At 56.8% G+C, this 25,153-nt stretch carries 20 protein-coding genes; 15 read left to right on the top strand and 5 right to left on the bottom strand.

Annotation, left to right across the window (positions count from 1 at the left end; genetic code table 11):
- Positions 1-378: 378 nt before the first annotated feature.
- The 4 genes from GO988_RS02965 (at position 379) to GO988_RS02950 (ending at position 6,625) form a co-directional block, all read left to right on the top strand.
- Positions 379-3,435: a SusC/RagA family TonB-linked outer membrane protein gene (locus GO988_RS02965; RefSeq protein ID WP_157562030.1), complete on the top strand. Its 3,057-nt coding sequence runs from the start codon at positions 379-381 to the stop codon at positions 3,433-3,435.
- A gap of 15 nt (positions 3,436-3,450) precedes the next feature.
- Positions 3,451-5,079 carry a RagB/SusD family nutrient uptake outer membrane protein gene (locus tag GO988_RS02960; RefSeq protein WP_157562029.1) on the top strand — a complete coding sequence of 543 codons (1,629 nt, stop codon included), beginning with the start codon at positions 3,451-3,453 and terminating at the stop codon, positions 5,077-5,079.
- Positions 5,080-5,193: 114 nt separating this feature from the next.
- Positions 5,194-5,964 carry a SusE domain-containing protein gene (locus GO988_RS02955; RefSeq protein WP_157562028.1) on the top strand — a complete coding sequence of 257 codons (771 nt, stop codon included), beginning with the start codon at positions 5,194-5,196 and terminating at the stop codon, positions 5,962-5,964.
- Between the two features lie 187 nt (positions 5,965-6,151).
- Positions 6,152-6,625: a hypothetical protein gene (locus tag GO988_RS02950; protein WP_157562027.1), complete on the top strand. Its 474-nt coding sequence runs from the start codon at positions 6,152-6,154 to the stop codon at positions 6,623-6,625.
- A gap of 5 nt (positions 6,626-6,630) precedes the next feature.
- On the opposite strand, the gene GO988_RS02945 is transcribed toward GO988_RS02950, so the two are convergent.
- The 3 genes from GO988_RS02945 to GO988_RS02935 form a co-directional block, all read right to left on the bottom strand.
- On the bottom strand, positions 6,631-7,863 hold the full coding sequence (locus tag GO988_RS02945) for a zinc dependent phospholipase C family protein (RefSeq protein WP_198172485.1): 1,233 nt from the start codon (positions 7,861-7,863) through the stop codon (positions 6,631-6,633).
- A gap of 154 nt (positions 7,864-8,017) precedes the next feature.
- Entirely contained in the window at positions 8,018-9,139 is a 1,122-nt protein-coding gene (locus GO988_RS02940) for a CaiB/BaiF CoA transferase family protein (protein ID WP_232341346.1), read from the bottom strand.
- Positions 9,140-9,143: 4 nt separating this feature from the next.
- Positions 9,144-9,887, bottom strand: coding sequence for a class I SAM-dependent methyltransferase (locus GO988_RS02935; RefSeq protein ID WP_157562025.1), 744 nt, complete (start codon positions 9,885-9,887; stop codon positions 9,144-9,146).
- Between the two features lie 174 nt (positions 9,888-10,061).
- Between GO988_RS02935 and GO988_RS02930 the strand changes: the two genes are divergently transcribed.
- From GO988_RS02930 to GO988_RS02885, 10 genes are all read left to right on the top strand, one after another.
- Positions 10,062-11,663, top strand: coding sequence for a DEAD/DEAH box helicase (locus GO988_RS02930; RefSeq protein WP_157562765.1), 1,602 nt, complete (start codon positions 10,062-10,064; stop codon positions 11,661-11,663).
- A 664-nt stretch (positions 11,664-12,327) separates the two neighbouring features.
- Positions 12,328-15,294: a M16 family metallopeptidase gene (locus GO988_RS02925; RefSeq protein WP_317164768.1), complete on the top strand. Its 2,967-nt coding sequence runs from the start codon at positions 12,328-12,330 to the stop codon at positions 15,292-15,294.
- 121 nt (positions 15,295-15,415) lie between these two features.
- Complete coding sequence (gene icd / locus GO988_RS02920) at positions 15,416-16,681, top strand: NADP-dependent isocitrate dehydrogenase (protein WP_157562024.1); 1,266 nt, start codon at positions 15,416-15,418, stop codon at positions 16,679-16,681.
- Positions 16,682-16,984: 303 nt separating this feature from the next.
- On the top strand, positions 16,985-17,518 hold the full coding sequence (locus GO988_RS02915; RefSeq protein WP_157562023.1) for a YfiT family bacillithiol transferase: 534 nt from the start codon (positions 16,985-16,987) through the stop codon (positions 17,516-17,518).
- 120 nt (positions 17,519-17,638) lie between these two features.
- Entirely contained in the window at positions 17,639-18,040 is a 402-nt protein-coding gene (locus GO988_RS02910; RefSeq protein ID WP_157562022.1) for a hypothetical protein, read from the top strand.
- 113 nt (positions 18,041-18,153) lie between these two features.
- Positions 18,154-19,518: a vWA domain-containing protein gene (locus GO988_RS02905; RefSeq protein ID WP_232341345.1), complete on the top strand. Its 1,365-nt coding sequence runs from the start codon at positions 18,154-18,156 to the stop codon at positions 19,516-19,518.
- Positions 19,519-19,595: 77 nt separating this feature from the next.
- Positions 19,596-20,168, top strand: a complete 573-nt coding sequence (locus tag GO988_RS02900; RefSeq protein ID WP_157562020.1) for an RNA polymerase sigma factor — start codon at positions 19,596-19,598, stop codon at positions 20,166-20,168.
- Between the two features lie 30 nt (positions 20,169-20,198).
- Positions 20,199-20,657 (top strand): hypothetical protein, encoded by a 459-nt coding sequence (locus GO988_RS02895; protein ID WP_157562019.1) that lies wholly within the window; start codon positions 20,199-20,201, stop codon positions 20,655-20,657.
- Positions 20,658-20,678: 21 nt separating this feature from the next.
- The gene (locus GO988_RS02890) at positions 20,679-21,152 is read left to right on the top strand and encodes a hypothetical protein (RefSeq protein WP_157562018.1); all 474 of its coding nucleotides are present in this window, start codon (positions 20,679-20,681) and stop codon (positions 21,150-21,152) included.
- A gap of 42 nt (positions 21,153-21,194) precedes the next feature.
- Positions 21,195-22,388: an aspartate aminotransferase family protein gene (locus tag GO988_RS02885; RefSeq protein ID WP_157562017.1), complete on the top strand. Its 1,194-nt coding sequence runs from the start codon at positions 21,195-21,197 to the stop codon at positions 22,386-22,388.
- Positions 22,389-22,438: 50 nt separating this feature from the next.
- Here GO988_RS02885 and GO988_RS02880 read toward each other — a convergent pair whose 3' ends face one another.
- Complete coding sequence (locus GO988_RS02880) at positions 22,439-22,885, bottom strand: tellurite resistance TerB family protein (protein ID WP_157562016.1); 447 nt, start codon at positions 22,883-22,885, stop codon at positions 22,439-22,441.
- Positions 22,886-23,110: 225 nt separating this feature from the next.
- Between GO988_RS02880 and pfkA the strand changes: the two genes are divergently transcribed.
- Positions 23,111-24,082: a 6-phosphofructokinase gene (gene pfkA, locus GO988_RS02875; protein WP_157562015.1), complete on the top strand. Its 972-nt coding sequence runs from the start codon at positions 23,111-23,113 to the stop codon at positions 24,080-24,082.
- 127 nt (positions 24,083-24,209) lie between these two features.
- On the opposite strand, the gene miaA is transcribed toward pfkA, so the two are convergent.
- A complete protein-coding gene (miaA, locus tag GO988_RS02870; protein ID WP_157562014.1) occupies positions 24,210-25,136 on the bottom strand; it encodes a tRNA (adenosine(37)-N6)-dimethylallyltransferase MiaA in 927 nt (308 codons plus the stop codon).
- Between the last annotated feature and the right edge of the window lie 17 nt (positions 25,137-25,153).

The raw sequence follows: 25,153 nt of genomic DNA, 5'->3' as shown, positions 1-25,153 counted from the left end.
ACACGTTAATTATTTATATTTTACCTAATCTAGCACCCACTGGGTAATAAGAATCACTCCTTGTGAAAGGTAATATAAGCTGCTTGCCTACCAAGCCCGACAAGCCCGCACGAAATACTGCTCTCGTCTTACTAACAGTTGTTTGGTTGTACCCCTCAGGGTTATCTTGCATGAAATATTAACAATTTTTGAACATGCTGCTAGCTGCTTTTCCGCAATCGATTGCGGATTGGATTGCAGGAAAATTAAGCCTTTTATTATCTTAATAAAGGTAGCATCAATATAAGTTTTGTCCTGTTTGTTGCCCCTGCTTTTGGGTAACAGACTTTCTCTCTAGCTTCTGTTTTTTTCACTTTTCCCCACCCCGTTTCACAGTATATGAAACACCCCTACTTGGCGAAGCTCCGGTTTCTCCTACTTATATTACTTGGTCTAACCTGCTCGCTAGGAGCGGCTTGGGCACAATCCAGTACTGGTACAGTCAGCGGCCGCGTGACTGACAACAAAAATGAGGGTATTCCTGGCGTTACGGTGCTGATTGAAGGCAGCACGCTAGGCAGCTCGACCAACGTGGATGGTACTTACAACATTAGTGGTGTACCAGCCGGGCCACATACGGTAGTTATTTCCTTTGTTGGCTATACTACCGTTCGCCAGCCCGTTACAGTAGTTGCAGGCCGTAATACTGCTATTCCAGCGCAAGCATTAGCCGAAAACGCTACTGCTCTGAGCGAAGCGGTAGTAGTTGGCTATGGCACCCAGCGCCGCCAAGACGTAACTGGCGCCCTGACTACGGTGTCGGCCAAAGAATTTGTGCAGGGCCAAATTACTAACCCTGAGCAACTTGTACAGGGTAAGGTAGCCGGTGTGCAGATTTCGACTGGTGGCGGTGCTCCTGGTTCAGCTACAACCATCCGTATTCGCGGTGGCTCGTCGCTCAACGCCAGCAACGACCCGCTCATCGTTATTGACGGTGTGCCGGTAGATAACTCTAACCCTAGCGGCGTATCAAACCCGCTAAGCCTTATCAACCCCAATGATATTGAGACTTTTACGGTACTGAAGGACGCTTCGGCTACGGCCATTTACGGCTCGCGCGCTTCGAACGGCGTTATCCTTATTACCACCAAAAAAGGCTTGATTGGCGAGGCGCTGACGGTGAACGTAATTTCGAATACCTCGCTGTCACGCCGCTACAATGCGGTGCCAGTGCTGTCGGCCGACGAATTCCGCGCTACCGTGCAAGCAGTAGCCCCAAACCAAGCTCGGCTACTGGGCACGGCTAATACGAACTGGCAGAACGAGATTTTCCGCAATGCCATGACGTACGACAACAACGTGAGCGTGGCAGGTGCAGTAGGCAAGCTCCCTTTCCGGGCATCTATCGGCAACCTTGACCAACAAGGCATCCTGATTACCAACCGCCTTATCCGTAATACGGGTTCTATCAGCCTGACGCCAGTGCTGTTTGACAACCACCTACGCGTGAATATGAACGTGAAGGGTACTTGGATTGACAACAACTTCGCTGATAACGGCGCTATCGGCGCCGCCGCTGCCTTCGACCCTACCCAGCCCACCGTAAGCGGCAACAATAACTACGGCGGCTACTTCGAGTACCTGCAAGGCAATGGTACGCCTCAGCAAAACGTGCCCCGCAACCCGCTTGCTACCCTCAACCTGCGCCGCGACCGCAGCACGGTGAAGCGTAGTATTGGCAACATTCAGCTCGATTACAAGCTGCACTTCCTACCTGACTTGCACGCCAACCTGAACCTGGGCTACGACGTGACGCGTGGCAACGGTACTACGTTCAACGATGTATCCTCGGCCGGCACGTACTTCAACACGCCGCTATTCATCAATTCGGCTACAGTTGGCACGCAGGGTGGCTCTTCTACCCGCTACTCGCAGCAGCGCGACAACAAACTGCTCGAATTCTACCTCAACTACTCGAAAAACCTAAGCGAAACTAGCCGCCTGGAATTGCTGGCTGGTTACTCTTACCAGGATTTCATTCGGGTAGAGCCTTCTTACGCTACCTACCTGGGTGGTTCGCCCGACACCGTTACTTTCCGCCGGGCCAACATTAACCCATTCCGCACGCAATACACTATTCTGTCGTACTACGGCCGGGCTAACCTGACCCTCAACAACCGCTACGTGTTCACGGGTACGCTACGTAACGATGCTTCGTCACGCTTCAACCCCAACAACCGCAACGCCTTATTCCCGGCCGGCTCGTTCGCTTGGCGCCTCAAGGATGAGAGCTTCCTGAAAAACAGCAAGGCTTTCTCGGAATTGAAATTGCGTTTGGGCTTTGGTATCACGGGTCAGCAGGACGTGGCTGGTGCAGCCGGCGACTACCCTTACATTCAGCGTTATAGCTTGAACGTATTGACTTCGCAGTACCTGTTTGGTGGTGTTCCAATTCAGCCCTACTCACCGCTGGGCTTCAACAGCAACCTGAAGTGGGAGCAAACCTCTACCTACAATGCTGGCTTGGATTTTGGCTTCCTCGATGGCCGCCTCAATGCCTCGGTTGATGTGTACTACCGCAAAACCAAAGACCTGTTGGCTGTTATTCCAGTTGCTGGCCTCATCAACTTCACCAACCAATTGGTGTCGAACGTAGGTTCGCTCGAAAACCGTGGTATCGAACTCAACATGAATGCCGTGTTGGTTAAGACCGAAGGTCTGGACTGGACGATTAATGCCAACGCCACCTACAACGTGAACAAAATCACGTCGCTGGGGCCACAAACGGCCGATTTCACCGGTATCCGCAACAACAACGGTGGTACGGTATCGGGCGGCACGGGCACGCAGCTGTTTAACTACCAAGTTGGTTCGCCTTCAACGGCTTACTATGTGTTCCAGCAAGTGTATGGCACCGACGGCAAGCCCCTCAACGATGTGTATGTTGACCGCAACGGCGACGGCAAAATCGATGACAACGACCGCTACCTCTACAAGCAGGCCGCACCGCCCGTGCTCTTGGGCTTCAGCTCAAACCTGAACTACAAGCACGTATTCGCGTCGTTTGCACTGCGTAGCAACCTCGGTAACTACGTGTATAACAACATCAACTCAAACCTTGGCACCTATAATGGTATCAATGGCTCGACCAATTTCTTGAGCAACGTAGCTCAGGATGCGCGCAACACTGGCTTCTTGCTGAACAGCCAGAATAAATACGCTTCGGACTACTACATCCAGAATGCCTCCTTCCTGCGTATGGATAACGCCACTATTGGATACAATGTGGGTAAAGTCTTCAACGCCAAGGGGAATCTTCGTGTTACTGCAGCTGTTCAAAACGTGTTTGTTATCACCAAATACACGGGCCTCGACCCAGAAATCCCGAATGGTATCGACAACAACGTGTACCCCCGTCCGCGCACGTACACGATTGGTCTAAACCTGAGCCTTTAATATTCCCACCCATATATGAACCGTATTATCCTCAAGAGTGCGACGCTGGCTGGGCTTTCCGCCGCAACGCTGGTAGTGGCTCCGTCTTGCACCAAGGACCTGGACCGTACCCCTACCTACGACCTGACGGCGGATGCCGTATATAAAAACTTTGCGGGCTACCAGGCCGTCGCAGCAAAAGCCTACAGCGGCTTTGCCGTAACCGGCCCCAATGGGGCTGATGCTGCTACCGGTGATATCCTGGGTATTGACCAGGGCACTTCCGACTACATCCGCCAGTTTTGGAGCGCCGAGGAACTGACCACCGATGAAGGGGTTATCGCTTGGAATGACCCGGGTGTCCAAGACTTTCACAACATGAACTGGACGTCGAACGGCGTGCTGATTCAGGGTCTTTACAGCCGTATTCTTTACGAGATAACTGTCTGCAACGGCTTCTTGGCCGAAGCTACCGATGCTAAGTTGGCCAGCCGTGGCCTCAGCGGTGCTGAGCAAACCAACGTGAAAGCCTTGCGGGCTGAAGTGCGTTTCCTGCGTGCGCTGGCTTACTACCACGCTATGGACCTGTACGGCAACGTGCCTTTCGCCACGGAAACCGACCAGATAGGTGGTACTACCCCCCCTAAGCAAATCAAGCGAGCTGACCTGTATGCCTACATCGAGTCGGAGTTAAAAGCTATTGATACCGACTTGGTAGCACCGGCACAAAACCAGTATGGCCGCGCCGATAAAGCTGCCGCCTGGATGCTGCTTGCCCGCCTCTACCTCAATGCCCAAACCTACACGGGCACGGCGCACTACACCGAATGCGCTACCTACGCTAAGAAAGTAATTGATTCGAACGCCTTTGGGCTGTCGGCAAAATACACGAACCTGTTCCGTGCCGACAACAACACCAAGGCTGTTGATGCTACGGGCAAGCCGGAAATCATTTTCCCGATTGTGTTTGATGGCAAAGTAACCCAGACCTACGGCGGCACTACTTTCCTGACCCACGCTGCGGTTTCTGGCACTTCTGATGCTAACTGGAACCCCGCTAAGTACGGTATCAATGGTGGCTGGGGTGGTATCCGCACTACCAAGAACCTGTTTCAGCAATTCGCGGACACGGCTGCTGACAGCCGGGGCAAGTTCCAGGCTGCTGGGCAAACCCTCGAAATCACGTCGCAGACGGACTTCAAATACGGCTACGTGCCGATTAAATTCAAGAACGTGACCTCGACGGGGGTAGCCGGCACCGACCCTACGTTTGTTGATACCGACTTCCCCATATTCCGTCTGGCTGATGCGTACCTTATGTATGCGGAGGCTGCGGTACGGGGTGGTGGCGACACTGGCCTGGCTTTGACTTACGTTAACATTGTGCGTCGGCGTGCCTTCAACAACACTGCGGCGGGCAATATCACGGCGGCTCAGCTCACCACGGACTTCCTGCTCAGCGAGCGTTCACGCGAACTGTTCTGGGAAGCTACTCGGCGCACCGACCTTATTCGCTACAACCGCTTCACCACGGCCACTTACCTCTGGCCTTGGAAAGGGGGGGTAGCCGCTGGTACTAGCGTGCCCGATTACCGCAACCTGTTCCCGCTGCCCTCTTCTGACCTTAGCGTGAACCCTAACCTGGTGCAAAACACTGGTTACTAAGCATATTATTTATTTCCCCGGCTAACGCGATAGGGCGGCACTTTTTGTTAAAGACGCCTGTTGGCCGGGGAAATATTTTTAGACAGTTTCCCACCCCCTTCTCCTTCATTACCCATGAAAAATTGGCTTACCCAAGGACTCAGCTTATGCGCGCTCGCCGCGCTAAGTCTCACTGCCTGTAAAAAGGACGAAGTCCGGGCCACACTTACGCCTAGCAACGCGCCGACGCTAGCTGCTTCTACCAATACGGTAGTGCTGTCGCAAGCTAACAGCGCTCAAACGGCTATCACCTATACCTGGACGCCCGTTACTTCCTTCGCTTGGACTGGGGCAGAACACTCGTATACCCCCGCCGTTACCTACAACATTCAACTAGATAAGAAGGGCAACAACTTCGCTAGCCCAGTAACTATTGCTGCTGGTGCCGGCCCAACTACCGCCGTGACCGTAGGCGACCTGAACGCCAGCCTTATCACGCTAGGCGTAACGCCCGGTACCGCTACTGCCCTCGAGTCGCGAATTAATGCGAGCTATGCTACCAACTCCCCGTTGGTTTCGCCAACTGTTGCCCTAACGGCCACCGCTTACAAAGTATGCGTAGCTCCAAACAGCGACAAATGGTCAATCATTGGCCCCGCAGGCGTAGACTGGAATACTGATGTAGCGCTGACTTACAACTGCGATACCAAAACGTATGACTACGTAGGTAAGCTCAACGCTGGTGATTTCAAATTCCGTCTCAACAACGATTGGGGTACGAACTATGGCAGCAGCACGAGCACAGGCGGCGCCTTGGTTTCGAACGGCAGCAACATTACTGTAGCTACTGCCGGCACCTACACTATCAAGCTAGACCTAGCTAGCAAGGTTTACTCTATCAAGTAGTTCCTTCGTTTGCTACTGCTAGAGCACAAAAAAGCCGCTGCTAGTCAGCGGTTTTTTTGTGCTCTATAGGCAACGAAAAGCTCAACTCGGCACCAAAATAGCGTTGTCCATTGTTGGCCCAGTGACCTGCCCTTGTAGGTTAGCCCCGTAGCTTTGCCCTTTCTTTCGCTTCTCAGTTAGTTACTTTATGACTATTAATCTTTCGCTACCCCTGTGTTTGGCACTGCTACTAGCCAGCCCAACTCTAGGGCTGGCGCAAGCCGGCAAAAGCGTCGGCGTTCGCGCAGGTAGCCCAGCCGGAATAACTGCGCCTACCCCCGCCGCTGACGCTGTAGCAGCCCGCGCCGATGCCCTCACCGCCAATATGGCGCAGGCCCTTAGCCTAACCCCCGCCCAAACCGAAAAAGTCCGCGCTATCAATAGTGGCTCCGTGCGCAATGTGGAGGCTGCCCGCGTGCGCTACCGCCAGGAACCCGGCACGTTGCGTAGTCGCATCGAAGAGGTTGGGCTAGCTCGCCTCGAGCAGCTCAAGGATGTGCTAACGCCCGCGCAGTTTACGCGCTACCAGCAAAAGCGGGAAGAGAAAATGGGCATTCCCACTGTGCGCGGTACGCAGGGCACCCCACCGCCCGGCTTAGGGGGTAGGGGTGAAGATAACTAGCCCACTTATTTGCCCTCGGGTAGTCGTAGACTTTGCAACCGCTTCAGGGCCTCTTCGGTCTTGAGGCGGTTGTCTTTTTCCTGCTCCTCCTTGTCGAGCGGCTCCTTGGGCGGGTTTGCGAAGAACGCTAAAATGTTGCGTTGCATGGGCGCCGTCACGCTTTTAAAGTCGGCCTTGTCCAAGTCGCGTACCCACTCGCCATACGTACGGTCGGCCAGGGCGTATTCGCCTATTTTAGTGGGGTGGCCGGTATCGAAATCGGTGTTTGATAGTTGGGGTGCTTGGCCTATCGTGGCAGTTTGGTCGTTCAGAAACCTGTTGTAGGTGAGCACCGTTTGGTGGAAGCTCTCCCGAAATAAACGCTGAGATTCGGGCGTAGGCGCGATAAACCGCAGGTTGCGGAGCGGCCCCACCTTGGGCAATATTTGAATGATGCCGGCCACTATGCGCGCCCCAAATTCCGGCCGCTCATAGTGCTCTCCGTATTCTTGCTCGTACTTGGCTTTGCTCTGTTTATAGACATAGTCCCGGCGGCGAATGCGCTTATTAACGCGGCGCAGCTCGTGCCGATTGGCCCGCCAAGCGGCGCGGCTAGCCAGCGGAATCAGGTTGCGTACGGCAAAGCGGTACGAACCCAGCGCTAAGTCGACGTTGAAGATAATATCCTTTAGTTCGAGGCCATAGGTGCGCGCAAAAGCCCGCTCCAGCGACTCTTTGCTTACTTTAAAACCAATGAAATTGTGGTAGTCGGCGCTACGATAGCGCCCCGCAGCTAGCTGCGTCACGTCGAAGGCAAACTCGGTGCGGCCGTGGGCCACGGGGTCTTGCTCGTAGGTAACTACCGGGCCGTACTCGGCGGCAAGCTTGGGAAATAGCAGCGGCACCGACTTATTAATACCCATTTCGTGCCCGTAGATATCGGCGGCGTAATGCGCTAGAGCGCCTAAGGCAAAGGCGTATTCGTTACGGTCATGCGCTTCTTTCAGCAGGTTTTCCACAAAATCACCCGAGCGCACATAGTGCGTTAAGTTGGTAAACAATGGCGAGCCGAAAGGATAGTAGCCCATGTCTTGAATGATGGAGCCCCCGTAGGCATAGGCCTTGGCCTCACGCAATTCGTCGGGGGTAGCCCCCGGAAAGCGCCGTTCTAGGGCCGGGCGCAGGCACGGTGTCCAGCAAGAATCAATGCTTGCCTGATGGCTGAGTACAGAATAAGCCCGGGTAGGCAGGGCGGTCAACAGCAGAAAAAGGCCAAGAAAAAGCCCCGATGCAGAGCGGAGAAGCGGGTTGGATTCCATTCAGAGTAAAAAAAAGACTCAACGGTAAAGCACGCCATAGCGTTGCCTGTGCGTTGCTTTAGACGAGATACGCCGCGGGAAATGGCTCACTCCCCTACCCCTCCAACTCAGGAGGAGCGCTTAGGTTACCGGCAACCGACCACGTAGAACTGCGAAAGGCCACCGTTCGCAGCCCCGCATAGGGGTAGGCAGCCCCAGCGGAGGGCAGCAACATGCCCTGTGCTGCCGGTTGGCTAAGCGCTTGGCCCACCGAACGCACCGCCCCGGCCGGTACGCCCAGCCGGGCCAACTCGTGTAACAGGCCCTCGCCACTGAGCTCGGCAATGCGGTCGCGCACTAGTTCTTCGAGCAGCTCGCGGTGGCGCACTCGCGCAGGATTGGTAGCGAAGCGCGGCTCCTGGGCCCAGCGTGGCCGCTGCAGCACCGCGCACAGCTGCCCAAACTGCACGTCGGTCCCGACGGCTAGCACAAGGCGCTGGCCATCTGCAGCGCGGTACACGGTGCCGTAGGGCACGATGCCGGGGTGGCCTGAGCCCAGTGGCGCTGGGTCGTGGCCAGTAGTAAGCCAGGTAGCGCCCTGGTTGGCTAGTGAGGCTAGGGCACTATCGAACAGGCTTACTTCTAAAAGGGCGCCCTGGCCGGTTTTTTCGCGCTGGTAGAGCGCCGTCAGAATACCTTCCTTGAGTTGGTGCGCGGCCAGCAAATCAATCAGTGCCACCGGCATTTTCTGCGGTGGGTCGGCGGGGCTAGCGGCATTGAGGTGCATAAAACCGGTTTCGGCCTGCAACACGGCATCGTAGCCGACGCGCTGGCTGGCGCGGCCGTAGCCCGTGAGGTGCGCGTAGATGAGACGCGGATTGGCAGCCCGAAAGCTTTCGTAGGCGACGCCCAACTTATCGGCGTCGCCGGGCTTGTAGCTGGCCAGCATGATGTCGGCGCTGGCGGCCAAAGCGTGCAAGGCAGCTTGGTCGGCTGGCTGGCGCAAATCGAGCACGCGGCTTTGCTTGCCCCAGTTAGACGCCGCGAAGTAGGCTGACACAGAGCTCTCGGGGTTATCGCTGGGCACGCGCCACGTGCGCGTCACGTCGCCCGCGGGTGGCTCAATCTTCAGCACCTCCGCCCCAAGCTCAGCAAAAAACTGGCCCACTTGGGGCCCGGCTAGTACCGAGGCCAGCTCCAGCACCCGCAGACCAGCAAAGGGAAGGGAGACTTGCATAATACTAGTGAACGACGCCGGTCCGCGCAAAAACAGGAAACACTACGGTGCGCTCCCCTACCCCCCATTTTTGGGTTAGCTCCTCGGCCACGAGTAGGACGGCATCGGCACCGGCATGCTGGCGGCCATAATTGGCCACTGCCGACCACGTGCGCAAGTAATCCAAGAACCAAGCGGCCGACCATTCTTTGCGCACTTCGAAGTACGCCCGGTGCACCTTGGCAAACGGAAACTGGAGCCGCGCATACGCATCGAGCACGTGCCAGCGGTTGGCATCCCAGTACGGGCCCACCGTTTCGTTGTGAAAGTGCAAAATCAGGGCATCCAGGGCAGGCTCGCCGGTTTGGACTAGGCCATAGCCCCACTCGGCCAGCACAGTACCGGGGCCCGCTACGCGGCGCACCTCGGCGTGGTACTTGGCTAGGTCGAACCAGTGCACGGCCTGCGCCACCGTAATAAGGTCGAAGTGCTCGTCGGGGAAGGGCGTGTGCTCGGCCGTGGCTACCTGGTAGCGCACATTGGGCAAGGCGGGCGCCTCGGCTAGCTGGCTACCACTGAGGTCAGTGGCTTCTACTTCGCGGAAGTACTGGGCTAGTACGACCGCCACTTGGCCATTGCCGGTGGCGCAGTCCCAGGCGCGGCTCCTACCCCCTACCTGCGGCAAAAGCCAAGCGTAGAGTTCGGGCGGATAATCAATGCGGTAGCGGGCATACTGCGCGGCTTGCGCCGAAAATCGGTCGAGTGACATGCAGGCGAAGGTAGCGCGCAGCCGGGCACTTATCTGGCTTACCTTTGTTCTAAATCAAGCGGTTTGCTGACCGGGAAATGCAAGGTCAGCCCCTTTTCTTTCACCTTACCAGCTGCACCTTTGACGTTCCACGATTTTAACCTCCACGACGACCTACTGGCCGGCGTGGATGCCATGAACTACCTCAACGCCACGCCCATTCAGGAGCAGGCGATTCCCAAAATCCTCGCCGGCAAAGACCTCATTGCCTGCGCCCAGACTGGCACCGGCAAAACCGCCGCCTACCTCGTGCCCCTGCTCGACCGCATCTCGCACGCCAAGCACGGCACCACGTCTACCCTCGTGCTGGTGCCTACCCGCGAGCTGGCCACCCAGATTGACGAGCAAGTGACGGGCTTCGGCTATTTTGTAGAAGCTTCTTCTATTGCCATTTACGGCGGCGGCAAAAGTGAGAACTGGGAGCAGCAGAAGCGCGCCCTCACCAGCGGCGCCGATATCATTATTGCTACCCCTGGCCGCCTCATTGCCCACATGCAGCTCGGGTACGTTAAATTCGACGACCTGAAATACCTGGTGCTCGACGAGGCCGATAAGATGATGGACATGGGCTTTGCCGATGACATCCTCAACATTGTGCGGCAGCTGCCCAAGCAGCGCCAGACGCTGCTGTTTTCGGCTACCATGCCGAACAAAATCAAGGACTTCTCGCAGCAGATTCTGCAAGACCCCGACGAGGTTCGGCTGGCCGTGAGCAAGCCCGCCGCGGGTATCAACCAGCAGTTCTACATGACCTTCGACCACCAGAAGCTGCCCGTGCTCGAGCATCTTATCAAGGCGCAGGACGTGCAAAGCATGGTGCTTTTTACCAGCAAGAAAGCAGCCGTGGCGGGTATCGTGCGCTCACTTAATAAACTGGGCTACCCGGCCCAGGGCATTAGCTCAGACCGCACCCAGGAGGAACGCGAGGCAACCATGCGGGCCTTCAAGAACAAGCAATTTCCCATCCTTGTGGCGACCGATGTGGTAAGCCGGGGTATTGATATTGACTCGCTTAGCCACGTGGTGAACTTTGATGTGCCCCGCGCCGCCGAAGACTATGTGCACCGTATTGGCCGCACGGCTCGCGCCGCAACCACTGGCACGGCCATCACTTTTATTGCCGACCAAGACCAGGACCGCATCGTCAAAATCGAGAAGCTCATTGAGCGGGAGATTGAGAAACAGGCCATTACCGAAGGGCTTGGCTACGGCCCAGCCCCCGAGTTTGACCCCAAGCGCTTCAGTGGCCTGCACGGTAAAACTGGCCCACGTGGCGATAGCCGCGGTGGTGGGGGTAGCCGCGACCGTGGCCCCCGCCGCGACGGTGAAGCTGGTGGTGCCCGCCCGCCTCGCGCCGAAGGTGACCGCAATGGCCGCGACCGCGGCCCCCGCCGCGATGGCGAGGCCAAGAACGACCCACAGCGCGCCGAGCGCCTAGCTAATGCTGCTGCTCGTCTAGCTGCCATCGACGCGGGCCAGAGCCCGGTAGCGGCTTACGTAGCACCGCCTCGCGAGCCGCGCCCGCCGCGTGAGCCGCGTCCTGAGGGTGAAGCTCCGCGCCCACCCCGTGAGCCTCGCGCTCCGCGCCCCGACGGTGAGGCCCCCCGGGCCGAAGGTGAAGCAGCCGAAGGCCAGCGCCGCCGCAAGCGTGGTGGCCGCAACCGAGGCAAAGGCCCCCGCCCTACCGACGGCTCAGCCGCGGCTTCTGACGCATCGGCAGCTCCTAGCGCGGAGTAAGGCTGACTTTTGAAGTACTTGCCGGAGTATTGCCAATAGAGATGTAACTGCTTTCGTTGGCAGAATCAACTTCCAGAACTGCCTATTTAAAAGGCCCTACCCCCTTCGCTAGCAAAGGGGGTAGGGCCTTTTAAATAGGTAATGGCCCCGCTGTTTACCGCTAAACAAGGCCACCCTCCCCAACGGTACTGCTGAGCCACCCTTAGTTACCACTACTTCTTAGGCCGAATGAATGCGATGATGCACGCTACCTAATGCCTCAAAAATCGGTTTGAAAGTGAAAATCCAATAGCAAGCAGTGCATCCAAATGCGGACAAGCCAAAGCAGGCTTAGCACCTACTAGCTACCAGACATAGCGCCGTGAAGTAGCAACCAGTAGGTTGCTGTGGTTGGCAGATGTACTCATGAGGCAAACCATCTAAGATATAGAAAGCGGATGAGAAATCACGGCTAGCGGTAGCGCCGATTTCTAGCAGGCTACGTTAGCCAAGTTCCACTTGTGCTTATAAATAATTGATAACTAAGACTGTATCTACTCCGCATTATCCCTGCTAGCAGTAGACGAGTCATTGGGGCAGAAGTGAAATTTTTGTTTTTTATTCCCCGCACGAACTTCTACCTTTGTGCCCCTATAAAGTTCCCCGCGCCCTGACTAGTAAGTTTGTGAATCGACCGTTGTTGCTCCTGTTGCCAGCCCTGGCCACCTTAGGCTTGGCCACACAGTGCCAGTCGAGTAAACCCGCCGCCGCGGTGGCTACTACGGCGGTTCCTACCCCGGCAGCGACTAAGGAGTATCGCTACGAAACCGCTCCCAACGACCCGCTCGGGGTGCGCGTGTACAAGCTTGATAACGGCCTGACGGTCTACTTGTCGGATTATAAAGACGCGCCCCGTATTCAAACCTACGTGGCCGTGCGCGCCGGCTCTAAGAATGACCCCGCTGCAGCTACAGGCTTAGCCCATTACCTGGAGCACATGGTGTTCAAGGGTACTTCGCGGCTCGGCACCAAAGACTGGAGCAAGGAAAAACCAGAGCTGGATAAGATTGAGGGCCTGTACGAAACGTACCGTGGCGAACGCAACGACCCAGTAGCCCGCAAGCGCACCTATCATCAGATTGATTCTATCTCGGGGGTAGCGGCCCGCTATGCTGTGCCCAACGAATACGACAAGCTGATGGGCAGCATTGGCTCGAAGGGCTCGAACGCACACACCTCGAACGAAGAGACTGTTTACAAAGAAGATATTCCGAGTAACCAGCTCGAAAAGTGGGCCGCGGTGCAAAGCGAGCGGTTTAGGGAAATGGTGCCGCGCCTGTTCCATACCGAGTTGGAGGCTGTGTACGAGGAGAAGAATCGGGGCTTGGACAATGATTTCAGCAAGGAATTTGAGGCCCTAAACGGCAGCCTCTACCCTACCCATCCCTACGGCACGCAAACGACCATCGGCACAATTGAGCATCTGCAAAACCCGTCGATTACGGAGATTAAGAAGTACTTCGGCCAGTACTACGTGCCCAACAACGTGGCGCTGTGCTTAAGTGGCGACCTAGACTACGACCAGACTATCCGGCTGATTGACAAGTATTTTGGCAGCCTGCAAAACAAGCCCGTGCCCGTGTTTCATTCGCCGGTTGAGCAGCCAATTACTACTCCTATTGTGAAGGAGGTAACTGGCCCCAGCTCGGAAAACGTGATGCTGGGCTACCGCTTGCCCGGCAAAGCCACCCGCGACGGCCTGCGCCTACGGATGCTGGACAAGATTTTGACCAACGGCCAGGCCGGCCTGTTTGACCTTGACCTGAACCAGCAGCAAAAGGTGTTGCAAGCCCAGACCTTCGCTGACCTCAACGACGACTACTCGACGCACGTGCTTTACGGTACGCCGCGCCAGGGCCAGTCGCTAGCCGAGGTGCAGGCGCTGATGCTGGGTGAGCTAGCGAAAGTAAAGAGCGGCAACTTTCCCGATTGGCTCATTCCGGCCATCATCAACAACGAGAAGCTGACCCTGACCAAGAGCTACGAAAGCAACGAGGCGCGGGCTTCGGCGCTCTACGAGTCGTTTATTGAGCGCGTGAGCTGGGCTGATTACGTCAAGCAACAGGCAGATTTTGGCACGATTACGAAAGCCGAAATTGTCAAGTTTGCTAACGACAACTACGGCCAGAACTACGTGGCCGTGCTCAAGCACACCGGCAAAGACCCAAACACGGTGAAGGTGGTGAAACCAGCCATCACGCCAGTACCGGCCAACCGCGACGCAGCCTCAGACTACTATAAGGAAGTATCGAAGTTGCCCAGCACGGAATTGCAGCCGGTTTTTGTTGATTACAAGAAGGATATTCAAACGGCTAGCATTAAGCCGGGCCTACCCCTCTACTATACCAAGAACAGCGAAAACGGCTTATTCAGCCTGTTTTACGCTATTGACCTGGGCTCCAACAATAATCCGCTGCTCGACGTAGCCACGGATTATTTACAGTACCTGGGCACGGGCCAGTACACGGCGGCGCAGTTGCAGCAGGAGTTTTATAAGCTGGGGTGCTCATTCGCAGTCAGCAGCAGCCAAGACCGGGTGCTTATCAGCCTTAGCGGGCTCGATTCCAACCTGGAGCCGGCCATGAAGCTGTTTGAGCAATTGCTCAATAACCCGCGTCCCGACGCGGCGGCCCTCAAAAACCAGGTGGCCGGCATTTTGAAGCAGCGCCAGGATGCCAAGCTCAGCAAAGGTGTTATCCTGAACCAAGCCATGCTGAACTACGCCAAGTACGGCCCGCACAATCCGTTTACGGATGTGGTGCCCGAGGCGCAGCTGAAGACCCTGAAGCCTGAGCAGTTGACTTCTTTACTGAAAAGCCTGCCGACCTATCAGCACCGCGTATTATACTATGGGCCACGCGATATAGCAGGCCTTACGACGGTCATTCGTACCGACCACCAAACGCCCGCTACCCTGAAGCCCGACCCAGCCGCTAAGGACTTTGCCGAGCAACCGTTGAAGGAAAAAAAGGTCTATTGGGTGGATTATAACATGGTGCAGGCCGAAATCCTATTCCTAACCAAGGGCGATACCTACGACCGGCTGCTGGCGCCCACCGTGGCGCTGTACAACGAGTACTTCGGCGGGGGCATGGGTAGCATCGTATTCCAGGATTTGCGCGAGAGCAAGGCATTAGCCTACTCGGCCATGTCGCGCTACGCGAACGCCGACAAAACCGGCCGTTCCAATTATATCCTCAGCTACATCGGCACGCAGAGCGATAAACTGCCCGAGGCCATGAGCGGCATGGAAGGCCTGCTTACTGACATGCCGCTGGCCGATGCCAACCTGGCTATTGCCAAGCAGAGCATTCGCAACAGCATTGCCACCGACCGGATTACGCATGAAGGTGTGCTGCTCAGTTACGAGCGTGCGCGGCGCCTGGGCCTTGACTACGACCTACGCCGCGACGTGTACGAGCAAACCCAGAACATGAGCTTTACCGATTTGCAGAAGTTTCAGCAGGCCAAAGTAAAGGGGCAAAACCAAGTAATTCTGGTGATTGGCTCCAAAGACCGGCTAAACTTCAAGGAGCTAGCCAAATATGGCTCGGTACAGCAGCTAAGCCTGAAAGAAATCTTCGGGTATTGATTCTTAACTGTCAAATGCTGGTTATTAAGTGGTGGCTTGATAACTAGTGGCGGTGCCGGCACCCAGTAGTTACCCCCTCCCACCCGATAACTGACAACGAATAACAGACAACTTTTTCCTCATGGCAGAGCAGAAAATCACCATTAAAAATGGCAAGCTAAATGTTCCCGACCAACCCATCATTCCTTTCATTGAGGGCGATGGTATTGGGCCGGACATTTGGCGGGCCTCGCAGCTCGTATTTGACGCAGCAGTAGAAAAAGCGTACGGCGGCAAAAAGAAGCTGGTGTGGAAAGAAGTCCTGGCTGGCGAAAAAGCTTATAAACAGCTCAATAACTGGCTTCCCGCCGAAACCCTCGACGCGTTTCGCGAATACCTAGTGGGCATCAAAGGCCCGCTTACTACCCCCGTTGGCGGCGGCATCCGCTCGCTGAACGTGGCCTTGCGCCAAGAGCTTGACTTGTATGCTTGCGTGCGCCCCGTGCGCTACTACGAAGGCGTGCCCTCACCCGTGAAGCACCCCGAGCTAACGGATATGGTCATCTTCCGCGAAAATACGGAGGACATCTACGCCGGTATCGAGTACATGAACGGCACGCCGCAGGCTCAGAAAATGCTCGAATTCCTGCAAGACGAGATGGGCGTGAAGAAGATTCGCTTCCCCGAGTCGTCGTCGTTCGGCATTAAGCCGGTGTCCAAAGAAGGCACCGAACGCCTCGTGCGCGCTGCTATCAAGTATGCGCTGGAGCACAAGTTGCCGTCGGTGACCATCGTGCACAAGGGCAATATCATGAAGTTCACCGAAGGCGCCTTCAAAACCTGGGGCTACGAGCTGGCTGAGAAGGAATTTGGCAACAAGGTATTCACCTGGGCGCAGTACGATAAAATTGTGGCTAAGCAGGGGGTGGCCGTGGCCGATGCCCTGCAGAAGCAAGCCATCGAGCAGGGCAAACTGCTCATTAAGGACAGCATCGCCGATGCCTTCTTGCAGCAGATTTTGCTTCGCCCCTCCGAGTACTCGGTAGTGGCTACGCTGAACCTGAACGGCGACTATATCTCCGACGCGCTGGCTGCCATTGTGGGCGGTATCGGCATTGCGCCGGGCGCTAACATCAACTACCTCACTGGCCACGCCATCTTCGAGGCTACCCACGGCACCGCGCCCAAGTATGCCAACCAGGATAAAGTAAACCCTGGCTCGGTTATCCTCTCGGGGGTGATGATGCTGGAGTACCTGGGCTGGAAAGAAGCTGCCGCCCTCATCAACAAGGGTCTTGAAGCCGCCATTGCCAGCAAGCGCGTAACTTACGACTTCGAGCGCCAAATGGAAGGCGCTACCCTCCTCAAAACAAGCGAGTTCGGCGAAGAAATCGTGAAGAATATGTAGTAGCTTGGCAATTGCCCAGTAAGTAAGAATCCCCGCATTGGCTGTAAAGTCGGTGCGGGGGTTTTTATTATTCAGTATAACAAGCTATCTAATTAGCACAAATTTAGCCTGGTATAACTCACGCTAATTGACTGAGTAATGGCGCAACCTATAGTACCGCCCTACCGGTAAGGCAGCACTGCGCTGCTAATGAGCGAGCGGTTATAATACAGCGCAGGCTCGCCAAGAATTGACCCGAGTTACGCCGCTTGAAACTCGCGCCAAGGATGCCCGTTACATTTGCGCCCTGACCAATTCCACGTTATGGCCGCCCCTACCCCCCTCGACCTGCGCTATCCTATTGGCCGGGCGCAACTGCCTGCTACCCCCCTTACTTCGGCCGAGCGAGCACCTTATATTCAACAGATTGCAGCATTGCCGGCTAAACTGCAAGCGGCGGTTAGCCGCGCTGGGGCCGAGCGGCTGGAGCGGCCCTACCGCCCCGGTGGCTGGACGGGCCGACAAGTAATTCATCACCTGGCTGATACGCACCTCAATCTATACAGCCGTTTTCGGCTGGCGTTGACGGAGGACAACCCGACCGTTCGACCTTTTGATGAGCAGGCTTGGGCCGAGTTGCCCGACGTGGCGGCTACCCCCCTTTCAGTATCGCTGGCGCTACTTGAGAGCCTGCACGCCCGCTGGGTAGTGCTTTTGCAGCACCTTAGAGAAGACCAGTGGCCGCGCACCTTTTACCACCCGCGCTACCTCACGACTTCAACACTCGACCAAGCACTGGTGCAATATGCCTGGCATGGGCAACATCACTTGGCGCACGTCGAATCGTTGGTCGCTTAGCGCCTAGCTGAGTTCGCGTACTGCCGGTTTGTGGTTGGCGCAAATTTCGCAGGCTGGCGTAGGCTGGCAGGGGTAAGGCACTTGCTACCAAGCTTTTTTCTCAGCTAATTCTTACTTGTTATGAAACTACAGCTGCTCCTCGGCATGCTTTTTTTACTCGGTGCCAACGTTGCGCAAGCGCAGGTTTCGGTGGTGGTGAACCCAGATGGTACCCATTCGGTGGTGCATCAAAATGGTAATACCGCGGTGATTGTGAACCCGGATGGCACGCATTCGACAATGATTCAAAATGGCACTACGGCCCTTATTGTCAATCCGAATGGTACGCATACGGTAATCCCAAACACAGCTAGCAATCCGACAGTGATAGTTAACCCAGATGGCACGCACAGCGTGCTGCACCACCAGGGGAATACAGAGGTGCTGGTTAGCCCCAAAGGCACGCAGGTGCTTAGCCAACCGGCAAGCGACAGCACCCGCCACCCATTTTTATATTGGCTATTTAGAAAACCTACTAAATAGTACTCTGCGGCTGAGACTTGCGTTGTGCTAAACTCACATTAGCGCTGTAAATTTCGCCGATGCTACTCCCACTCCGATTTCTAGCTCACCGCAGTATTTGGCTGCTGGGCTGCATGCTATTTCTTGTTTCGCTACGGGGCCAGGCGCAGAATGCGCCAGTTGAGCGGCCCAAAGTCACGCGCATCCTGTTTTTGCTCGATGCCTCGGGCTCGATGATGGCGCCTTGGGAGGGCCAACCGCGCTGGGAAGTAGCTAAGCGCTTGCTAGCCAATATGGCCGACTCGCTCAACGCCTACCCCAACCTAGAACTGGGCCTGCGCGTGTACGGCCACCAGCACGCTAACTCCGAGCAAAACTGCGAAGATTCGCGCCTCGAAGTGCCGTTCGCTCCCAAAAACGCCGCCGCTATCAAGGCCAAGCTCAAGACGCTGAAGGCGCAGGGCAACACGCCCATCACTTACTCGCTGGGGCAGTCGGCAAAGGATTTTCCCTTGGACAAAACTTCGCGCAACGTGCTGCTGCTCATCACCGATGGGGTAGAGTCTTGCAACGGCGACCCGTGCGCCACCTCGCTGGCCTTGCAGCGCAAGCGTGTTTTTTTGAAGCCTTTCGTGATTGGAATCGGGGCACAGAAGGAGTTTGGCAAAGCGCTGGAATGCCTGGGGCAGTACTACAACGCGGCGGAGGTAAAGACCTTCCGAACGGTGCTCAACGACGTGATTGCCCAAACGTTGGCCAAAACCACAGTAGCCGTGAACCTGACCGACGAAGCGGGCCGGCCCGTAGAATCGAACGTCAATATGACGTTTGTAAACAATGTGACCGACCAGCCCGAGTACAACTATGTGCACTACCGCGACGCTCAGGGCAAAGCCGATGTGCTTGATATTGACGCGCTCCAGAGCTACGACTTGGTTATTAATACGGTACCGGCCGTGCGACAAGCCAATATTGCCATCAAGCCGGGCAAGGCCAACGTGCTGACGTTCAAAACTCCGCAGGGGACGCTGTGGCTGCAAAGCCCCAATATCAGCCCTAACCCCTACGGGGGCGCGGTGCAGGCCGTAGTGCGGGCGCAGGGCAGCCCGACTACGGGGGCAGCCCTACCCTTCGGCACCCACCAAAAGCTGCTAGCTGGCAACTACGAGGTAGAACTGCTGACTTTGCCGCGCATTGTGCAGCGTGTAAGTGTGCGCCAGGGCCAGACCACTACCGTGACCTATGCCGTGCCCGGCACCCTCAATATTACCTCCGACCTCAAGGGCTTCGGTAGCCTCTATCGCCTCAACGATGACGAGTCGCAAACCTGGATTTATAACCTGCCCGAGAGCAGCAGCAAAGTAAACCTGGCCATGCAGCCGGGCGCCTACCGGCTGGTATTTCGCACGGCTACCAGCAACGGCAGCAAGTTTACGGACGTGCGCAATTTTACGATTCGCTCGGCGCAAACGACCTCGCTCAGCATTTTCGGGCACTAAGGTTCGGCGCGTACCAGTGCCGTTAAACCCTACCCCCCTCCTGGCGTCCAACCCGCGCATTCGCCCCCGCTCCGCGTTTGGAAGACCTCGAAATCCTCGCCAAATTTCAGCAGCCCGCCAGCCGAAATCTGGCCTTCAATCAGTTGGTGCGCAAGTACCAGCAGAAGGTGTATTGGCACGTCCGCAAGATGGTGGTAGACCACGACGATGCCGACGACCTCACGCAGGATGTCTTTATCAAGGTTTGGAAAAACCTGGAAAATTTCCGGCAAGATGCCTCACTCTTTACCTGGATTTACCGTATTGCGACCAATGAGTGCCTGAGCTTTTTGCAAAGCAAACGGCGCAAGTTTTTCCTGCCGCTCCATGACATAGGGGCCGAGCTGGCGGCTAAAATGGAGGCTGACCCGGCCATTGCAGGCGATGAGATTGAGTTAAAGCTGCAAAAAGCCATTCTGCGCCTTCCCGACAAGCAGCGCCTGGTATTTAACCTGCGCTACTACGACGAGATGCCCTACGAGCAAATGGCCGAAGTAACCGGCACCAGCGTAGGCGCGCTGAAGGCTAGCTACCACCACGCCGTGCGCAAAGTGGAAGAATACGTGACTGCCGCCGACACGCCAACGCTCCCTTCCGATACCGTTGATTAAACCCGGCCGCCTCGCCAGCATCCAACATTCATGAAACCTTCTTTTCGCCTTGCGCAGCACCCGCGCCGCTGGCCGCAGCCGCAGAGCGGGCCGCCAGCCGGCTACTTCGAGCAGTTGCCTACGCGCATTATGGCGCAGGTGGCCGTGCCAGCACGGCGGCGAGTGTCCCTAGCTTGGCTGCTGCAAGCGCCCATGTCGATGCGCACGTGCCTGGCATCTACACTGCTGCTAGGCACGTTTGCCGTTTCGCTGTGGCTGGGTGGCGGGCCGGCGCAGCCTAGCCCTACCCCCCTTGCCCGCCTCGACGGGGTGCCGCAGGAGCAGCTGATGGACTACCTGCTGACCAGCGAAGCCCACGTTGACATGACCGACCTGGCCGAGCTACCCGCACAGCACTTGGGCATTACCCAACAGTACCTACGGCCTTCGGCCAGCGAGCTCACTGCTGCCCTCGACGACCAGCCCGCCGATGACGCCGCGCTACTATAAGTCTTTATTTTTCAAATATTCATGACCATCCGCTCCTTTGTATTTGGTAGTTTATGCGTGGCGGCCTTGGCGGCCCACGAGCCCGCCAGCGCGCAGGGCCGCCAACCGCTAGGCCGGCGCATCAACCAGCTCGATAACGCCAAGATTGCCTTTATCACTTCGCGTCTGACGCTGACGCAGGACCAGGCCCAGCGCTTCTGGCCGATGTATAATGAGTTTGTGGCCCGGCGCCGCGACCTCAACCGCTCAGCTCGGCTGCTGCGCCGCGATATTGCCAACGCTGGCCTGAGCGACGGCCAGTTGCGCGATAATTTCACCCAGGATTTTTCCTTGCGCCAGCAGCAGCTGAATTTAGAAAAAGACTATTTCGACAAAGCGCAAAAAGTCCTTACCCTGCACCAGATAGCTCAGCTTTACCAAGCCGAGCGCGACTTTACCAAGGAGGTGCTCAAGCGCGTGGCGGGCCAGGCCGGCGACGCCCCTACCCTCGACTAATTGCCCGGCCCCGGCGCAGCAGGCGGTACCTTTGCGGCCGTTATGCTTACGCCCCGCCAACTCTTTCTGCGCCACCAAGCCCAGACTTCCGAATTTCCTTTACTACTCGAAATCGAGCGCGCCGAAGGCGTGTATATGTACACGCCCGATGGCCGCCGCGTGCTCGACCTTATCGCGGGCATCGGCGTCAGCAACGTGGGGCATCGGCACCCAAAAGTACTGCAAGCCATTCACGACCAGCTCGATAAGTATTTGCACCTGATGGTATATGGCGAGCTGGTGCAAGCCCCGCCGGCGCAGCTGGCGCACGCGCTGGCGGCTACCCTCCCCCCGCCGCTCGACACGGTATACTTCACCAACTCGGGAGCCGAGGCTATTGAAGGAGCCCTCAAGCTAGCCAAGCGCCACACGGGCCGTACGGGCCTAGTTTCTAGCCTCCATGCCTACCACGGCTCCACGCACGGCGCCTTATCCATCACGGGCTCCGAGGGCTTTAAGAACAGCTACCGCCCGCTGCTGCCCGGCGTTTCGCACCTGCGCTACAACGTACTGGAAGACTTAGCCTTTATTACCGAAAATACGGCGGCCGTAGTGCTCGAAACCGTGCAGGGCGAAGCCGGCGTGCGGGTGCCGCTGCCCGGCTACCTGCCCGCCGTGCGCCAGCGTTGTACCGAGGTGGGTGCGCTGCTTATCCTAGATGAGATTCAGTGTGGCTTTGGGCGCACGGGCACGCAGTGGGCATTCGAGCAGTTTGGGGTGGTGCCCGATATCTTGGTGTGCGCCAAGGGTATGGGCGGCGGCATGCCCATTGGCGCCTTCATCTCGTCGCCCGAAATCATGGTGGGTTTCCAAACCAATCCCATTCTGGGGCACTGCACCACGTTTGGGGGGCACCCGGTGAGCTGCGCGGCGTCGCTGGCCACGCTACGGGTCATTCAGGAAGAAAACCTGCTGGCCGGCGTGGCTGCTAAAGCCGCGCGGCTGCGGCAACGGCTAGTGCACCCGGCCATCCGCGAAATTCGTAACTGTGGTCTGCTGATGGCCGTTGAGTTCGAGTCGTTCGACGTACTCAAGCCCATTATCGACCGGGCGCTGGCCGAGGAGAACATTCTGACCGACTGGTTTTTATTCTGTGATAATTCCTTGCGCATCGCGCCGCCGCTCACCATCACCGAGGCGGAGCTTGACGAAGCATGCGCTGGGTTATTACGGGCTATTACCAACGAGGTGAGGTAGGGAAATTGCCCACCTACGCTAAAGCAAATTCCCTACCCCATCTTGTCGCGCTAGCGCTGCGGCAAGCTATTATAATTCAAGAAAGAAAGGCTCTCATCCTTAATGCGCTCGCGGGGGACGGCGTCTTTCACGCCTTGCGAAATCTTGCGCACCAGCACGCCCACAATGGCTTGGCGGAAGCCCAGTTTCTCGGCCATCATGACGCAAAAATCCATCTCGGTTTCGTCTACAATGCCATCGGCCAGCATCATATCAACGAGGTCGAAAATCTGGTCGAAGCGTTCAGAATCATTGCCCGGCAAGTCGGATAGGCAATTGGTATTGCCAGCCACCAGCTTGCGCACCTCAGAGGCCGACACCCCATTTTTCTTCCCTACCGTGATAATAAAGTTGAGCTCACGGTCATCGACGTTACCATCGGCTTTGGCTAGCGCCGCGAGATTGCAGAGGTGGCCTTTTATCTTTTTGGCCTGCTCGTTTTCGAAAAAACCAAACATAGTAGAGAGAGAAGAAAAGTGGGCGGAGTGGGAAGAGACGAAAATTAAACAAAAAATAGTTTATATCCAACTTTTCTACTCAGCTCCGCTAGGCTAATACGTAAGCGCTGCAAAAATGTATCAACAAAAAAGCGGGGGTAAGCCCGGCAAGTGCGCCAAACTTGCGACCTTTGCGTGTTCTGATGCGGCCGTGGGCCTGCATTGGGCGCTTTTAGAATTTTGGATATGAAAAGAATCGGAGTTTTTACGAGCGGCGGCGACGCCCCCGGCATGAATGCCTGTGTGCGAGCAGTAGTGCGGGCCGGCGTGTACCACGGCCTCGAAGTGTACGGCATCATGCGCGGCTACAGTGGCATGATTAAGGGCGAATTTGTGCGCATGGATTCGGCGTCGGTGTCGAACACTGTGCAGCGCGGCGGCACGATTTTGAAATCGGCCCGCAGCCAGAAGTTCATGACCAAGGAGGGCCGCCAACAGGCGTTCGACCAGTTGGTGAACGCGGGCATTGAGGGCCTGATTGCCATCGGCGGCAACGGCACTTTTACGGGCGCCAGCATTTTTGAGCACGAGTTCGGTATCCCAACCGTGGGCGCGCCCGGCACCATCGACAACGACCTCTACGGCACCGACTACACCATTGGCTACGACACGGCCGTGAATACGGCCTTGGAAGCCATCGACAAAATCCGCGACACGGCCGACTCGCACGACCGCTGCTTTTTTGTAGAAGTGATGGGCCGCGATTCGGGCTATATTGCTATCCCATGCGCCATTGGCGGCGGGGCCGAAATTGTGATGGTGCCCGAAACCGCCATGAGCGTGGAGGCCGTCATCGAGACGTTGCAAAATAGCTGGACTCGCTCCAAAACTTCATTTATTGTCATTGTGGCGGAAGGCGAGGAAGAAGGCAACGTGCACAACGTGGCCAAACGCGTGAAAGAAGCCATTCCGCAGCTCGATACGCGCGTCACGATTGTGGGGCACATTCAGCGCGGTGGCTCGCCCACGGCGGCCGACCGCCTCTTGGCGTCGCAGCTCGGCATTGCAGCCGTCGAAGGCCTAATGAACGGCATGAAAAACGTGATGGCCGGCATCGTGGACCGTAAGCTGATGTACACGCCTTTCGACGACACCATTAATAAACGCAAGGTTATCAACCAGAGCTTTATGCGCATGGTAGAAATTTTGAGCGTGTAGCTGTAGTTACAGCTACAAGAACGTCATGCTGAACGCAGTGAAGCATCTCTACCGCACCGTCTAACGATACGGTAGAGATGCTTCACTGCGTTCAGCATGACGTTCTTGTATATACACGACTTTGCACCTAGCTCAACTCTACCCACTGATACGCCGCGTCGCGCCGCAGCCAAGTCAGCTGGTGCTTGGCGTAGTGACGCGTATTGCGCTGAAGCAAGCGTACCGCCTCGGCGTAATCGTAGCTGCCATCGAGATAACCAAAGATTTCTCGATAGCCCACCGTTTGCAACGCTTGGTGGTGGCGATAGGGCAGCAAACCTTCCACTTCGGCCAGCAGGCCGGCCTCAAGCATCTGTTCCACACGTTGGTCGATGCGCTGGTAGAGCACCTCGCGCGCACGCGTGAGGGCCACCTTCACAACCCGAAACGGCCGGGCGGCAGCCGTGGCTTCTACCGCTGCTACCCCCCGGTGGAAGCTGGAGAATGGCCGCCCCGTACCCCGCGTGATTTCAAGAGCGCGCAGCACGCGTTGGTGGTTTTGCAGGTCGAGGCGCTGGTGCGCGACGGGGTCGGTGAGGGCCAGTTCGGCCACGAGGGGGGGTAGGCCTTGGGTTTGTAGCTCGTGCTGCAAGGCTTGACGCACGGCGGGGTCTACAGCAGGCAGGTCGTCGAGGCCGTCGGTGAGGGCCTGTAAATACAGCCCCGACCCACCCGTGAGGATGGCTACCGGCAGGCGCTGAAACAAAGAGTCGAGCGCGGCCAGCGCCTCGGCAGCAAAGCGGCCGGCGTTATATTCCTGCGTAATACTGTGCGAGTTAATGAAGTGGTGCGGCACGCCCTGCATTTCGGCGGGGGTAGGCTTGGCCGTGCCAATGCTCAGCTCGCGGAAGAACTGGCGCGAATCGGCGGACAGAATTTCGGTGCCTAGTTGCTGAGCCAGCGCCACGGTAAGGGCCGTTTTGCCCACCGCGGTGGGGCCGGCCACGGTGAGTAACACCGGGCGCGGGTCGGCGGCAGTAGGCGCCAGGCTGGCCAGAATGGAGGGGGGTAGCATAAATTTCTTGCGCTAGT

Origin of the sequence: Hymenobacter ginkgonis, from assembly GCF_009755225.1 — a bacterium.
Taxonomy (GTDB): domain Bacteria; phylum Bacteroidota; class Bacteroidia; order Cytophagales; family Hymenobacteraceae; genus Hymenobacter; species Hymenobacter ginkgonis.
This window is presented reverse-complemented; position numbering and strand designations above follow the sequence as displayed.

Coding starts and splice junctions, on each gene's coding strand:
- GO988_RS02965 (WP_157562030.1), top strand. CDS start 379: ATGAAACACCCCTACTTGGCGAAGCTCCGGTTTCTCCTACTTATATTA.
- GO988_RS02960 (WP_157562029.1), top strand. CDS start 3,451: ATGAACCGTATTATCCTCAAGAGTGCGACGCTGGCTGGGCTTTCCGCC.
- GO988_RS02955 (WP_157562028.1), top strand. CDS start 5,194: ATGAAAAATTGGCTTACCCAAGGACTCAGCTTATGCGCGCTCGCCGCG.
- GO988_RS02950 (WP_157562027.1), top strand. CDS start 6,152: ATGACTATTAATCTTTCGCTACCCCTGTGTTTGGCACTGCTACTAGCC.
- GO988_RS02940 (WP_232341346.1), bottom strand. CDS start 9,139: ATGCAAGTCTCCCTTCCCTTTGCTGGTCTGCGGGTGCTGGAGCTGGCC.
- GO988_RS02935 (WP_157562025.1), bottom strand. CDS start 9,887: ATGTCACTCGACCGATTTTCGGCGCAAGCCGCGCAGTATGCCCGCTAC.
- GO988_RS02930 (WP_157562765.1), top strand. CDS start 10,062: ATGAACTACCTCAACGCCACGCCCATTCAGGAGCAGGCGATTCCCAAA.
- icd (WP_157562024.1), top strand. CDS start 15,416: ATGGCAGAGCAGAAAATCACCATTAAAAATGGCAAGCTAAATGTTCCC.
- GO988_RS02915 (WP_157562023.1), top strand. CDS start 16,985: ATGGCCGCCCCTACCCCCCTCGACCTGCGCTATCCTATTGGCCGGGCG.
- GO988_RS02910 (WP_157562022.1), top strand. CDS start 17,639: ATGAAACTACAGCTGCTCCTCGGCATGCTTTTTTTACTCGGTGCCAAC.
- GO988_RS02905 (WP_232341345.1), top strand. CDS start 18,154: ATGCTATTTCTTGTTTCGCTACGGGGCCAGGCGCAGAATGCGCCAGTT.
- GO988_RS02895 (WP_157562019.1), top strand. CDS start 20,199: ATGAAACCTTCTTTTCGCCTTGCGCAGCACCCGCGCCGCTGGCCGCAG.
- GO988_RS02890 (WP_157562018.1), top strand. CDS start 20,679: ATGACCATCCGCTCCTTTGTATTTGGTAGTTTATGCGTGGCGGCCTTG.
- GO988_RS02885 (WP_157562017.1), top strand. CDS start 21,195: ATGCTTACGCCCCGCCAACTCTTTCTGCGCCACCAAGCCCAGACTTCC.
- GO988_RS02880 (WP_157562016.1), bottom strand. CDS start 22,885: ATGTTTGGTTTTTTCGAAAACGAGCAGGCCAAAAAGATAAAAGGCCAC.
- pfkA (WP_157562015.1), top strand. CDS start 23,111: ATGAAAAGAATCGGAGTTTTTACGAGCGGCGGCGACGCCCCCGGCATG.
- miaA (WP_157562014.1), bottom strand. CDS start 25,136: ATGCTACCCCCCTCCATTCTGGCCAGCCTGGCGCCTACTGCCGCCGAC.